Origin of the sequence: uncultured Caldilinea sp., from assembly GCF_937128415.1 — a bacterium.
Classification (GTDB): domain Bacteria; phylum Chloroflexota; class Anaerolineae; order Caldilineales; family Caldilineaceae; genus Caldilinea.
Window position 1 is genome coordinate 1 of sequence record NZ_CAKZMJ010000008.1, and the last position, 14,016, is coordinate 14,016.

The following is a 14,016-nucleotide window of genomic DNA, read 5'->3' on the forward strand; positions in this document are numbered from 1 at the left end:
CGGCTTTATCCGAAACGGCCGGTGATGTAATCTTCTGTGCGCTTGTCTTTGGGGCGCGTGAAAATCTGCTCGGATTCGCCGTACTCGACTAGATAACCGGTGCGCGAATCGTCCACCATGAAAAAGGCCGTGTAGTCGGCCACGCGCGAGGCCTGCTGCATGTTGTGCGTGACGATGATGATGGTGTAATTGGCCACCAGCTCACGCATCAGCTCCTCGATGCGCAGGGTCGCAATTGGATCGAGCGCCGAGCAGGGTTCATCCATTAAGATGATGTCGGGTTTGACGGCGATGGCCCGCGCGATGCAGAGTCGCTGCTGTTGGCCGCCGGAGAGCGAATAGCCGCTCTGCTTCAACTTGTCCTTCACCTCATCCCACAAGGCGGCGCCGCGCAGCGACTCTTCCACCAGCTGATCCATGTCCCCTTTGTATCCGTTGATGCGGGCGCCCCAGGCAATGTTTTCGTAGATGCTCTTGGGAAAAGGATTGGGCTTTTGAAAGACCATGCCGATGCGACGACGCACTTCGACGGCGTCGACGTCCGGGTCATAGATGTTTTTGCCATGAAAGAGCACTTCGCCTTCGGTGCGGGCTGAAGGGATCAGATCGTTCATGCGATTGAAGGCGCGCAGGACGGTGCTCTTGCCGCAGCCCGATGGGCCGATCAGCGCAGTGATCTTGTTGCGCTCAATCGGCAGGTTGATGTCCTTCACGGCGTGAAAATTGCCGTAATAGACGTTGAGGTTGCGCGCCTCGATCGCATATTTGGTGGCGACGCCAGGCGCAGTCAGGGTTTGAGCAGCACACATACACTAATATCTCCTGGAGTAGCGATTGCGCAAAATGATGGCCGTTGCATTGACCGTCAACAGAAGGGCCAGCAACACGAGGATGCCGGCGGCGGCCAAACGCTGGAACTCTTCCTGAGGACGCGAAGTCCATTGATAGATTTGGGCGGGCAAGGTGGTGAATTTCGAGAATGGGCTGTCCGGATTCACCACGATGAAGGTGGAGACGCCCACGACGATCAGCGGCGCCGTCTCTCCGAACGCTCGCGAGACGGACAAGATCACGCCGGTCAAGATGCCGGAGATCGAGTACGGCAGCACGTGGCTCCACACCGTCTGCCATTTGGTGGCGCCCAGCCCATACGCCGCCTCGCGCAGCGCCCGCGGCACGGCGCGGATCGCCTCACGGGCGTTGATGATCACCAGCGGCAGGATGAGCAACCCCAGCGTGAGGCCTGCAGACAAGATGGTGCGGCCGTTGGCGGTGCTGGGATCGGCCACCCCGAAGGCGATGCCGCTCGTGAAGTGGCCCAGGAAGCGCACGAAGACCGCCAGCCCCAACATACCGTAGATGATCGAAGGCACGCCCGCCAGGTTGTTGATGTTGGTTTCGATCAGACCGTCCAGTTTGCTGCCTTTGGCGAACTCCTCCAGATAGACGGCGGCGCCTACGCCCAGAGGCACGGCCACCAGGAAGGCGATCATCGTCACCCACAACGAGCCGAGGATGGCGGTCAATACGCCTGCCACCGTCGGATTGGAGGACTGCGGCGAAGTGACGAAGTCCCACGTCAGCCAGCTGCGAAACTCCAACGTGGCATTGGGGATCGAGGCAGCTTCGGCCTCAATTTCATCGAGATGAAACAGAGATTCCCAAAGCGACCAGCTCTCGACGATGTTAGGGCGCACCACCTCCACGATCACCAGCTCGTAGATCTCTTCATCGGAGCGCTCCTCCAACGGGCGTTCGGCGTTAAGCGCGCGCAATCGCCCGCCAGAGACGTTCGTCTCTAAAATGGCCATCAGGTCTGCGCGAGGTAGATCATCCAGACTGTCGCCGAAAACCTGCGACACGAAGAAGTCCAGCGTGCCGCTGTCGGCGCCGGGAATAAAGCGAAGAATCGGTGCATCCGGCCAACTCGGGTCCACGTCAGACCAGCGTTCCGCCGTCAAGAAAATCTGCCGCAACTGCTCGCGCGTCACGTTGGTGAGAAAGTCATTTTGCTGACTGACCACGACGGTCAGGGCGTCGGCGCCGATTTCAAAGGCAAGCGGTTCGACTCGATTGCTGCGGCAGAGCGTCAGATCGGGACGCTCCATGGCGCGGCTGGCATTGGCAATGTCGATATCTTGCGCCCGGCACAGCCGCTGAAAACCGGCCAGGGTGCCGCCTCCCTCGATCGTGATTTCGCCGGTGTAGGGAAGCTCCGCCTGGAAACGTTCGGCGATGCGCTGGGTGATGGGCTGGACGGTGGAGCTGCCTGCAATGCGGATGTCGCCGTCGGCTGGCAGCAGATTGCCGCTCGTCGCCGCGGTCAGTCCCGTGGCTCGCTCCCATAGCAGCCTGCTCTCCTTCAGATCATCCTGACCAGGCGGGAAATATCCCACCGCCTCCGCTGCTTCTGCGGCGTTGTTCAACAAGAAATCCACGAACGCCGCCACCTGCGGGCGTTGCTGGAGAATGCGCTGGCTGGTGTAAATGAACAGAGGCCGGGCGAGCAGATACTGCCCTTCGGCGGCAGCCTCTGCGCTTGGCGCGACGCCGTCAATCGAGAGCGCGCGCAACGTCTCTGAGCGCTCCTGATAGTAGGCGTAGCCAAAGAAGCCGATGGCGTTTGGACGCGCCGCAATACCTTCCGCCAGTACAACGTCGTCTTCGCTGGCCAGTAAGCGCGGCATCGACAACATGCGATTTTTGTAATACTGGTCGATAAGCGTCTCCGGGTCGATCCGATTTTGCACCGCCACGTAGCCGAAGACATCATTCGCCACATCGATCAACAATGTCGCCAGAATGACGATGCCCAACACCGTCGCCGCCAGGAAGAGGGTGCGGAAAAAGGTTCCGATTCGACGCCGTCTGCGGACAAATTGATAGTAGGCGTCTCCACTCGGAAAGGCCTCTTGATTGCGCTGATTGACGGCCATACTTTAGTATTCCTCTCGGTATCGTTTGATGATCCAGCGGCTGATCAGGTTCAAAACCAGCGTTATCAGGAACAACATCAAACCGATGGCGAAAATGCTGTCATAATCCAGTGAATCGTAGCTCAGGTCGCCGCCGCTGATGCGCACCATGTGGCCCGTCATCGTCTCCGCCGCCTTAAACGGATTGAGAAAGTTCAATCCGCCCAGCGCTTCACTCCAGCTAGCGAAATTGCGCGGCCCGGCGCCGGCTGCAATCGCCACCACCATGGTCTCGCCCACCGCGCGCGACATGCCCACGATAATCGCAGCCGCAATGCCGGAGATCGCCGCCGGCAAGACAACTTTAATCGCCGTCTCCAGTCGAGTAGCGCCTAACGCATAAGCGCCTTCGCGCAACGCTTGCGGCACGGCGTTCAGGGCGTCTTCGCTCATCGAGCTAATCAAAGGAATAATCAGGATGCCGATCACGATGCCCGCAGAGGCCACGTTAAAAATTTCGACGACATCGCGGCCAAAGATGCCGCGCAGGACCGGCGTCATGAAGTTCAATGCAAAGTAGCCAAACACGACGGTCGGCACGCCCGCCAAAATCTCCAGCACCGGCTTCAAAATGCCGCGTGCACGCGGCGACGCATACTCGCTGAGATAAATCGCAATCATCAATCCCAGCGGCACCGCCACCGACAGGCCGATAACGCTCGTCAGCATCGTGGCGTTGAACAAAGGGAAAATGCCAAATTTTAGAATCTGTGGTTGCCAGACGGTGCCCGTAAAAAACTCAAATAGAGTCACTTCGGGACGCTGGAAAAAAGCCAATGCATCGAATAAGAGGACGACAACGATCCCCAACGTGATAAAAATGGAAAGAATGCCGCAGATCCATAGAGAAAACTGGATCAGGCTCTCTCCCCATCGTCGTTTGCGTCGAAGGTCAATCTCGACTTCGACTTCCGATGGCGCCAGGGACGATGCACGGCTGATCTCGGTTTGCATCAGAACAAATCCTTTCATAACAATAGATGGAAAGGGACAGAACGGACGCTCCGTCGATATCCCCTTCCATCTATTTTATGGACGCTACGTTTTCATCAAAACTCGCTTACTGACCCATGGCGTTGAGCCAGTTTTGCTTGGCGGTGTTGAGCGCCTCTTCCGAAGCCGGGAAGTAGCCGACGTCGCGCACTTCCTCGTTGACGTGGGTCAGGTAGAAGTTGATGAAGGCCGCCACCTGCGGCTTCGCTTTCATCACCCCAGCGTCCGAGTAGATGAACAGCGGACGCGCCAGCGGATACTCGCCCGCATTCACCGCATCCACCGTCGGCGCCACTCCGTTGATCGCCAGGTCGCGCAGCCGTCCGGGATTCTCCTCGTAGTACGCAAAGCCAAAGTACCCGATCGCATACAGGTCGCCAGCCACGCCCTGCACCAACACGTTGTCATCCTCCGACAACTGCAAGTTGGACGCACCCAGCAGCGCCTCCTCCCCCTTCTTGTCAAACGCAGGATCCATCACCGCTTCGATGAAATAGTCAAACGTCCCCGAATCCGTCCCAGGGCTGAAGCGCTTCACAGGCTCGTTCGGCCACGCCGGATTCACATCCGACCAGTTCGTCACCTCCGCCGAAAACAGCTTCGCCAACTCCTCCAGCGTCAACCCTTCCTCGCCGATCCAGTCGTTCCCCGGATTCACCACCACCGCCAGCGCATCCGTGCCCACGCGGAACTCGATCGGCTCGCGCCCAATCGCACGGCAGTTCTCCACCTCGCTGTCCTTGATCGGCCGCGACGCATTCGCTATGTCCGTCTCCCCGGCCTTGCAGAACCGCTCAAACCCAGCGCCCGTGCCGATCGAGTCGATCGTGATGTTCCCAGCGTACCCCTCGCTCCGGAACCGCTCCGCCATCCGCTCCGTCAACGGATACACCGTCGAACTCCCTGCTATGATGATGTCGCCCGTGACGGCCAGGGGATTCACTTCGGGCAACGCAACGGCCTGAGCGACTGCACCCGTAGCCGCTTCGACGCCCATGGCGTTGAGCCAGTTTTGCTTGGCGGTGTTGAGCGCCTCTTCCGAAGCCGGGAAGTAGCCGACGTCGCGCACTTCCTCGTTGACGTGGGTCAGGTAGAAGTTGATGAAGGCCGCCACCTGCGGCTTCGCTTTCATCACCCCAGCGTCCGAGTAGATGAACAGCGGACGCGCCAGCGGATACTCGCCCGCATTCACCGCATCCACCGTCGGCGCCACTCCGTTGATCGCCAGGTCGCGCAGCCGTCCGGGATTCTCCTCGTAGTACGCAAAGCCAAAGTACCCGATCGCATACAGGTCGCCAGCCACGCCCTGCACCAACACGTTGTCATCCTCCGACAACTGCAAGTTGGACGCACCCAGCAGCGCCTCCTCCCCCTTCTTGTCAAACGCAGGATCCATCACCGCTTCGATGAAATAGTCAAACGTCCCCGAATCCGTCCCAGGGCTGAAGCGCTTCACAGGCTCGTTCGGCCACGCCGGATTCACATCCGACCAGTTCGTCACCTCCGCCGAAAACAGCTTCGCCAACTCCTCCAGCGTCAACCCTTCCTCGCCGATCCAGTCGTTCCCCGGATTCACCACCACCGCCAGCGCATCCGTGCCCACGCGGAACTCGATCGGCTCGCGCCCAATCGCACGGCAGTTCTCCACCTCGCTGTCCTTGATCGGCCGCGACGCATTCGCTATGTCCGTCTCCCCGGCCTTGCAGAACCGCTCAAACCCAGCGCCCGTGCCGATCGAGTCGATCGTGATGTTCCCAGCGTACCCCTCGCTCCGGAACCGCTCCGCCATCCGCTCCGTCAACGGATACACCGTCGAACTCCCTGCTATGATGATGTCGCCCGTGACCTCCAGGGGGTTCACTTCGGGCAATACGATGCCCGCCCCTGCCGGCGCCGCAGGCTGCGCCGGTTGCGCTGGCTGTGCAGGTTGCGCCTGCTGCTCAGGTGCAGCAGCGACAGGCGTCGGGGTCGGCGTCGCCGGGGCAGGCGCAGGCGTCGCCGGCGCGCCGCACGCACTGACAACCAGCGCTGTAATCAACAATGCAGCCCAAATCCACTGTCGCATTTTTTGCTCCTCTTCTCTTTCACTCTTGGCGTTCGTCGTTAGTGATTTGTGACAATCTTCCGATCGAATCATTTTTCCGACCACGTTGCCCTAAACGTCGCAACGTCCATCTCTAAGCATAGGGATGTGCAGTTAACGCCGACGCACTTTTGCGTTAACAGGGGCTCAATGTTTTGTTAACGGAAGGTAAACAAGGGGCAATGTGAAGGAGAAGGTGCTGCCGACGCCCTCGGTGCTCTCCACCCAGATGTGTCCGTTGTGCGCCTGCACGGTGTGCTTAGCGATCGCGAGGCCCAGGCCGGTGCCGCCGCCGCTGCGCGCCCGATCGGCTTTGTAGAAGCGCTCAAAGATGCGAGGGAGGTCTTCCGCCGGAATGCCGATGCCGGTGTCTGCAACGGAGATGATCACAGCCTCGGCGGTCGCGCGGGCGCTGACCGTGATATAACCGCCGGGTGGGGTGAACTTAATCGCATTGTGCACCAGGTTCAGAATGACGGTGCGCACGCGATCGGCGTCGACCATCACCTCCGGTAAATTGGGAGCGAGCACGACGTTGATGGTGAGGTTGGCGCGCTCGGCTTGGGCGCGCAGCCGTTCCACCGCCGGTTCGATCAGCGTGGAAACTGCAGTGGGGAAGAGGCGCAGCGGCGCCTGACCGGATTCGATGCGAGAGAGCTCCAACAGTTCCTGCACCATCTGCGTCATCTCGTCCACCTCGATCTCCATGCGTTCGAGGAAACGCTCCGCCGCCGGCGGGTCCTCGATGGCGCCGTCGCGCAGGGTGTCGACCAGCGCCTTGATCGAGGCCAACGGCGTGCGCAACTCATGCGAGAGGTTGCTGATGAAATCGCGGCGCACCGTCTCCAGCCGATGTAGATGGCTGAGGTCTTGCAACAGCACAAGGAAGCCATTGGCGGCCCCGCGCAGAAATGGCGTCACAATGACCCGCACATAGGCTTCGTTCGGCAATTCCAAAGTGGCGGATTGCTCGGCGTTTTGCTTGATGCAGGCGAGCCAGACTTCGGCGATGCGATAATCTTTGACCACCTGGACGAAGGATTTATGGAGGGCCTCTTCGACGTTGACGTTGAGGATGCGCGCCGCCGCAGGATTGATCATGCTGACGTATCCGTGCTTGTTGAGCATGATCACCCCGTCGGTCATCACATGCAGCACGGTGTGCAGGCGGTCGCGCTCGCGGTTGCGTTTGCGGCTCTGGCGCTCCAGCCGTTCGGCCATGCGATTGACGGCGTAACTCAGCGCGCCGATGTCGCCATGGCCGTGCGCCGGCACGCGCGCCTCCAGGTCGCCTGTGGCGATTCGCTCCACCGTCGACGTGATCTGCCGCACGCGCCAGGCGCTCAAATCCAACGCAGCGATCAGGAGGAGCGTGGCCGCTACGGCCATCAGCAGACCGGCCAGGAACAGCTCGCCGGCGCTGCGTTCCCCCTGCGCTATAAACCACATTAAAAGGGCGGCGAAAATACAGAGGGCGACAAAGACGACCATGACATAGCGCCAGCGATCGCGCACCGTCGACCGAATGCTGCGCCAGGTGAAAGGCTTCATTGGCGGCTGAAGACCTCCCTCTGGAGGCTGAGGCGCGTCGTCGTTGGCCGCTGAAGCAGAGAAATTTGCGCGCTCAGATGAACGCTGCTGGGACGGGAGGAGGGCGCCTGGCTGTTGCATATGGGTGTGACGGTTCGATCCATCAAGCTCCTGGAAGTAGACCTGGAAGTAAACATAGTGTACGGCGAAAAAGTTAACAATTCTTCAAAGGCGTGTAAAAAACGCAAGCGAGGCTTTCACTTCCTCCCTCGATCACTTCATCCCTCGAACCGATAGCCGATGCCGCGCACCGTGACGATCCGTTGCGGGTCGGAGGGGTTTTCCTCAATTTTTTCGCGCAGCCAGCGCACGTGCACATCCACCGTGCGGCTGCCGCCGTCAAACTCCCAGCCCCACACCCGTTCCAGGATCAGATCGCGGCTGAGCACGATCCCGCGGTTGCGCGCCAGGAAAACGAGCAAGTCGAACTCTTTGGGCTTGAGGTGATGAACCACTCCCTTATAAATCACCTCGCGACGGCTGAGATCGATCACCAGGTCATCGAAGACCATGCGCTCGGCGACGACGTCCGGCTTGAGGGCGGCGTTGGCGGCGTTCTCCTCGCGGTCCATGCGCACGCGACGCAACATCGCCTTCACGCGCGCCAGCAGCTCGCGCATGCTGAACGGTTTGGTCAGATAGTCGTCGGCGCCCATTTCCAGGCCGACGACGCGATCCACCTCTTCGGTGCGCGCGGTCAACATGATGATCGGCGCGTTCATTTCTTTGCGCAGAATGCGACAGATTTCAAACCCATCCAACCCGGGCAACATGATGTCCAGGATGATCAGGTCGGGCTGATGCAAGCGCGCCTGCTCCAACGCCTTGGGGCCTGTCGTGGCCGTGATCACCTCATACCCCTGCTTGCGCAACGAATACTCGAGCGTCTCGACCAGCGAGGTCTCGTCTTCCACCACCAGAACTTTATCGTTGCTCATTCGCATTCCTTCTGATTTTGTGCTGCGTCCTTCATCTCTATCTCGTTAACAATTTCATTCTGATGGGAGGACGCCTGGCCTGTCAACTACACATCGCCATCAATACATCGCTATCAAACCATTAACATGGCCGTAAACTCTGGTTAACTACGGGACGGTAGGATGAGGGAAGGAATGGGTTGGCTGGAGCAGAGTGAGTCATCGTTGTGCGTCTTGACGAAATCACTGTCGTTTTGCCCACAAAAAATGAAGAGAACAACATCCAGGCCTTCCTTGCTTCTTTGCCGCCTCAGGTCACGTTGATCGTCGTCGACGCCAGCGGCGATCAGACGCCCGCCTTGATTCAGGCCGCTCGCACGGACCGGACGCACATCATCCAGAGCAGGGCGCATATCGCCGCCGCGCGCAACCTGGGCGCCTACGCCGCCCAGACGCCCTGGCTGCTTTTCACCGACGCCGACGTCTCCTTTGCTCCAGATTATTTTGAACGCCTGCAACGCTATGGGTGCGCCGACGCCTACTTCGGCGCCAAGCGCTCGCAAGCGGCGTACGCCGCCTACTATCGATGGTTTGTGCGCGGCCAACAGGCGATGGCGTGGATGGGCGTCCCGGCCGTCTCCGGCTCTAATTTTTTGGTGCGTCGCAGCGCCTTCCTGGCGACCGGCGGCTTCGACGAGACGCTTTCCTGCAACGAAGACTCTGAGTATGGGTGGCGGCTGGCGCGCCGGGGGTGCAAAGTCGTCTTTGCTCCGGAATTGATTGTGTACGAGCGCGACCATCGTCGCTTGCGACGCGGCGTCGTTCGGAAGACGTTGCATTCGTTGACGCGCTGTGCGCTGCTGTACACCGGGCTGATGCCGGAGCAGTTGCGCCGCAGCGACTGGGGATATTGGAGATGAACTGATGCGCATCGCCCTTTTCACAGAAACGTTTCTGCCGAAAGTCGATGGAATCGTCAACACGCTCTGCCACTTGCTTAAGCATCTGTCTCGCCGCGGCCACGAAAGCATCCTCTTCGCCCCGGCGGGCGGCCCCCGCTTCTTCGAGAAGACGCGCATTGTCGGGCTGATGGGCGTACCGTTTCCGCTCTATCCTGAGCTGAAGCTCGTTCCACCCACCGTCAACGTCATCGAGGAGCTGCGCGCCTTCCGCGCCGACCTGGTGCATGTCGTCAATCCGGTCTCGTTAGGCTACGTGGGGTTGCGTCACGCCCGGCGCTTGAAGCTGCCGCTGGTGGCCTCCTATCACACCGATGTGCCGGGCTTCGCCGTGCGCTGGGGGCTGCGCTTCCTCTATCGACCGCTGGTGCGCTTTTTCCGCTGGATGCACAACGCCGCCGACCTCAATCTCTGCCCATCGACTGTGACGCAACGCGAGCTGATTGCGCATGGGTATCGTCACGTGCACGTCTGGAGCCGAGGAGTGGACGGCGAACGCTTCCATCCTGGCCGGCGGAGCCTGGAATGGCGCCAACGCCTCACCGCAGGCGAAATCGACCGACCATTGTTGCTCTACGTCGGGCGTCTATCGCCGGAGAAGCGAGTCGATTGGCTGTTGCCCGTGCTCGACGCCCTGCCCGACGTTCGCCTGGCAATCGTCGGCGATGGCCCGGCGCGGCCTCAGCTCGAGCGCCTCTTTGCGCATCGTCGCGTGCACTTCACCGGCTATTTGGGCGGGCTTGACCTGGCCGCAGCCTACGCGTCGTCCGACGTCTTCGTCTTTCCGGCGGCCAACGAAACGCTGGGCAACGTGGTGCTGGAGGCGATGGCCTCCGGCCTGCCCGTGATCGCCCCGCGCTCGGGCGGCCTGCTCGATTATGTGGTCGATGGAGAAACCGGCCTCCTTTTCGAGCCGGAGTCGCCTGGCAGCCTGGTGGCGATGACGCGCACGCTGGTGCGCGCGCCGGATGTGGCGCGCCGGTTAGGCGAGCACGGACGGAAACGCATTCTGCACCAAAGCTGGGAGCGAGTGCTGGACGGTCTTTTGGAACACTACGCTGCGCTGTTGGATCGCAAGGTTAGCTCAGGGCGGTCCTTTTCCATCGCCGGCAGGGTGCAATCCACGACAGAGTTCCGAGGAGCATTGCATGGCTAAAGAACAAAACGACCGATTCGCTCAAGAATCCGCAAAAACGCTCGCTACGTTGCAACGCATCTACGCACAGCATCCAATTCGACGCGACAAGTTCGGGCGGCGCCCGGCGCTGCCCAGCGAAATTGCAGCGCATCTGAAAACGCTCCGGCCTTCAGGCGCCGCCGAACCGCCAAGCCTGCGCGACGGTTCTGGCTCATCCTCGGATTAGCTGCAACAACCGCTCCTTTGCAGCGGCGGGGTCCGCCTTGCCCTTGGTGGCGCGCATCACCTGCCCCATGAAGAAGCCGAAGAGCTTCTCCTCGCCGGCGCGATAGCGCGCAAGCTCGGTCGGGTTGGCCGCAAAGATGGCTGCGATCGCTTCATCGATCACGCTGGCGTCGGAGACCATCGCCAGCCCCTCGCGCTCGACGATGGCCTGCGGGTCTTCGCCGGTGGCGTACATGGTTTCGAGCACTTTTTTGCCCGTGTTGGGGTTGATCACCTTGTCGTCGACCAACTTCAACAATGCAGCGAATTGGGCGGGCTGAATCTTGACCGCCGCAATTTGACGCAAGTCCTGCCCCTCGCCGTCGGCGTAGAGGAGTCGGAAAAGTTCGCCCGTCATCCAGGTGGCCAGACGCTGCGGTTTGCCGTCGCCCTCGCCATAGGCGGCCACCGCCTCCTCGAAGAAACGCGCCACCGCCGCCTCGCTGCTCAGGATGTTGGCCTCGGTGCGGCGCACGCCCCACGCCTGCTCGTAGCGGTTGCGTTTGGCCGCCGGCAGTTCAGGCAGCGTGGCGGCCAGCCGCTCCACCTCCTCGCGCGAGATGCGCAGGGGCGGCAGGTCCGGCTCTGGAAAATAGCGATAGTCGTGCGCATCCTCCTTGCCGCGTTGCAGCACGGTGCACTGACGCTCCTCATCCCAACCCATGTTGACCTGCTCCACCACGCCGCCGGCGCGCAGGATGGCGATTTGGCGCTCCATTTCATAGGCGATGGCGTTGCGCACCGAACGGAAGCTGTTGAGGTTCTTCACCTCCACCTTGACGCCGTACTCCCCGCGCGCCTTTTGCTCCAACGTGCGCACGCTGATGTTCGGCTCGCAGCGCAGCGCGCCCTTCTCCATGTCGCCGCTGCTGACGCCCAACGCACGCAGCGTGGCGCGCAATCGCGTCAGATAGGCGTACGCCTCCTCCGGGCTGTGAATGTCCGCCTCGGTGACGATCTCCATCAGCGGCACGCCGGCGCGGTTCAGGTCGATGTACGAGTAGCCGCCCTCATGCACGGAGCGGCCGGTGTCCTCCTCCAGATGCACGCGGCGGATGCGCACGCGCTTGGTCGAGCCATCTTCAAGGTCGATTTCGAGATAGCCGTCTGCACACAGCGGCAGCTCATACTGGCTGATCTGATAGCCCTTCGGCAGATCGGGATAGGTGTAGTTCTTGCGCGCAAAGACGGCGGTCTCGTTGATGCGGCAGTTGAGCGCCAGCCCGGTGCGAATGGTCGCCTCCACCGCCGCGCGGTTGATCACCGGCAGTGCGCCCGGCAACGCCAGGCAGACCGGGCAGGTGCGCGTGTTGGGCGGCGCACCCTGATAGTCGGTGGCGCAGCGGCAAAACATTTTGGATTGCGTCAGCACCTGGGCGTGCACTTCCATGCCGACCACCAACTCGAAGGCGGTCTCTTCCGGCCGGGCGACAGTCGTCATAGACATAAGCGAACACCTGTTCAAAACTTCGATAGCTCATTCGTTTACGAATCTCGCAAGGGATGATACCATAGCCGGAAGCTGCGCTGAAGAATTCGGAACACGACCGATGCAAAACTCGTTGATCACCCATATGAAGTGGCTCGTTCTGTTCGTCATTCTGCTGCTGGCGGCGGGCTGCGGCGGAGAGCAGACGCCTTCGCCCACGCCGACGGCAGCCTCCACCGCCCGGCTCGTGCCGACGTTTACGCCGACGCCCATCGCCGTCGGCGGCGCATCGGCGTCGAATGCGGAAAGCGTTGCAGCGTCTACGCCTTTTCCTGACTCTGGCGTTGCGCTGCAGCTGCCTACGCCTACGCCGGAGCCCGCCCCTGCACAGCCCGCCGCTGCGGAGGCCGATCCGCCGACGGTGGCCGCAAACGCGCCGGCGACAAACACCGATGATCCGCTTGAACGCGGCCGCCGGCTCATTCGCTATGGCGACTATGACGCCGCACGCACGGCGCTAAGCCAGGTCATCGCCGACAGTTCGGTGGACGCCGCGCGCCGCGCCGCGGCGCTCTATGATTTAGGCCGCGCCTATCTGGGCGAAGGACGCTACGGCGAAGCGTTGGCGACTTTTGACCAACTCGACGCCTTGCTGGCGAGCGCCGGGGCGGATCCCGGTCAATTCGGCCAAAAAGAACACTTTCTGCGCGCAGAGGCGCTGCTCGGCATGGGACGCTACAATGAAGCGATTGCGGCGTACTGGCGCTTCCTGGAGGCGTATCCCTGGATGAACGAGGCGGTGCAGCCTCGCATCGCGCGCGCCTACCTTGCGCTGAACGACATCGAGAGCGCCGACGCCGCCTTTCGCCGCGCCGCGGAGGCCGCAGGCGACCGTGTGGCGCGCGTGCGCGTGCTCGAAGCCCTGGCGCAGGCGCATCTGGACGGCGGACGTCCGGCGCAGGCTGCGGCCGTGTATGATGAAATTCTTTCCGTGGCAGAGAACGCCGGCTATCGCACCCAGATTTTTTACAGGGCGGGGCAGGCGCTGGCCGCAGCCGGAGACCTCGACGGCGCCATCGAACGCTGGCGCGCCGCCACCGCCGAGGCGCCAGAGAACTACAACGCCTATCTGGCCCTGATCGAGCTGGTCAACCGCAACGTCCCCTTCGACCTCTATCTGCGCGGCTATATCGACCTCAAGGCGGAGGCGTATCTTCCCGCCATCAACGCCTATCGAGCCTATCTGGAAAGCGTCGATCCGACCGATGCACGCGCCGGCAGGGCGCTGCACGAATTAGGACAATCCTACCTCGGCGTGCGCAACTTCAGCGAGGCGCTGGCCGCCTTTGAGCGCGTGATCGCCGAATATCCCGATTGCCCCTGCTTCGGTCAGGCGTGGCTCGACAAAGCGGCGGCGCAGGCCGGGTTGGGCGACGCCGCCGGCGCCCGACGCACCTACCGCACCTTTGCGCGCGACTTTCCCAACGACCCGCTGGCGCCGGAGGCGCTCTGGCAGAGCGGCCGCCGCGCGCTGGCGGAGGGCAACCACATCGAGGCGGCGGTTGACTTTTTAGCGCTGGCGGACGGCTTCCCGGCCAGCGAGCGCGCGCCGCAGGCGCTCTACGCGCTCGGCTTTGGCGCCTTCGCCCTCGGCCTCTACGAGCAGGC

General features: G+C 61.6%; 11 protein-coding genes. 4 read left to right on the forward strand and 7 right to left on the reverse strand.

Annotated features, from left to right (window positions below):
• Positions 1-5: 5 nt before the first annotated feature.
• From pstB to Q0367_RS01410, 6 genes are all read right to left on the reverse strand, one after another.
• Positions 6-809, reverse strand: a complete 804-nt coding sequence (gene pstB, locus Q0367_RS01385; RefSeq protein WP_298980683.1) for a phosphate ABC transporter ATP-binding protein PstB — start codon at positions 807-809, stop codon at positions 6-8.
• 3 nt (positions 810-812) lie between these two features.
• The gene (gene pstA, locus Q0367_RS01390) at positions 813-2,936 is read right to left on the reverse strand and encodes a phosphate ABC transporter permease PstA (RefSeq protein WP_297640270.1); all 2,124 of its coding nucleotides are present in this window, start codon (positions 2,934-2,936) and stop codon (positions 813-815) included.
• A 3-nt stretch (positions 2,937-2,939) separates the two neighbouring features.
• Positions 2,940-3,929, reverse strand: coding sequence for a phosphate ABC transporter permease subunit PstC (pstC, locus tag Q0367_RS01395; protein ID WP_297640271.1), 990 nt, complete (start codon positions 3,927-3,929; stop codon positions 2,940-2,942).
• Between the two features lie 106 nt (positions 3,930-4,035).
• The gene (locus Q0367_RS01400) at positions 4,036-6,033 is read right to left on the reverse strand and encodes a PstS family phosphate ABC transporter substrate-binding protein (RefSeq protein WP_297640272.1); all 1,998 of its coding nucleotides are present in this window, start codon (positions 6,031-6,033) and stop codon (positions 4,036-4,038) included.
• A gap of 165 nt (positions 6,034-6,198) precedes the next feature.
• Positions 6,199-7,602, reverse strand: coding sequence for an ATP-binding protein (locus Q0367_RS01405; RefSeq protein WP_298980684.1), 1,404 nt, complete (start codon positions 7,600-7,602; stop codon positions 6,199-6,201).
• A gap of 257 nt (positions 7,603-7,859) precedes the next feature.
• Positions 7,860-8,579 carry a response regulator transcription factor gene (locus Q0367_RS01410; protein WP_298980685.1) on the reverse strand — a complete coding sequence of 240 codons (720 nt, stop codon included), beginning with the start codon at positions 8,577-8,579 and terminating at the stop codon, positions 7,860-7,862.
• 233 nt (positions 8,580-8,812) lie between these two features.
• On the opposite strand from Q0367_RS01410, the gene Q0367_RS01415 reads away from it, so the two are divergent.
• Genes Q0367_RS01415 through Q0367_RS01425 form a run of 3 tightly spaced genes read left to right on the forward strand, consistent with a single transcriptional unit; the run spans position 8,813 to position 10,881 of the window.
• A complete protein-coding gene (locus Q0367_RS01415) occupies positions 8,813-9,478 on the forward strand; it encodes a glycosyltransferase family 2 protein (RefSeq protein ID WP_298980686.1) in 666 nt (221 codons plus the stop codon).
• A 4-nt stretch (positions 9,479-9,482) separates the two neighbouring features.
• Positions 9,483-10,673 carry a glycosyltransferase family 1 protein gene (locus Q0367_RS01420; protein WP_297640276.1) on the forward strand — a complete coding sequence of 397 codons (1,191 nt, stop codon included), beginning with the start codon at positions 9,483-9,485 and terminating at the stop codon, positions 10,671-10,673.
• Positions 10,666-10,881, forward strand: coding sequence for a hypothetical protein (locus Q0367_RS01425; RefSeq protein WP_298980687.1), 216 nt, complete (start codon positions 10,666-10,668; stop codon positions 10,879-10,881). The genes Q0367_RS01420 and Q0367_RS01425 overlap by 8 nt, the downstream gene beginning before the upstream one ends.
• Here the strand turns inward: Q0367_RS01425 and gatB are convergent.
• On the reverse strand, positions 10,867-12,360 hold the full coding sequence (gene gatB, locus Q0367_RS01430; protein WP_363325822.1) for an Asp-tRNA(Asn)/Glu-tRNA(Gln) amidotransferase subunit GatB: 1,494 nt from the start codon (positions 12,358-12,360) through the stop codon (positions 10,867-10,869). The genes Q0367_RS01425 and gatB overlap by 15 nt on opposite strands.
• Positions 12,361-12,493: 133 nt before the next feature.
• On the opposite strand from gatB, the gene Q0367_RS01435 reads away from it, so the two are divergent.
• Positions 12,494-14,016: tetratricopeptide repeat protein (locus tag Q0367_RS01435; protein WP_298980689.1), on the forward strand; the 1,523-nt coding region annotated here is incomplete at its 3' end.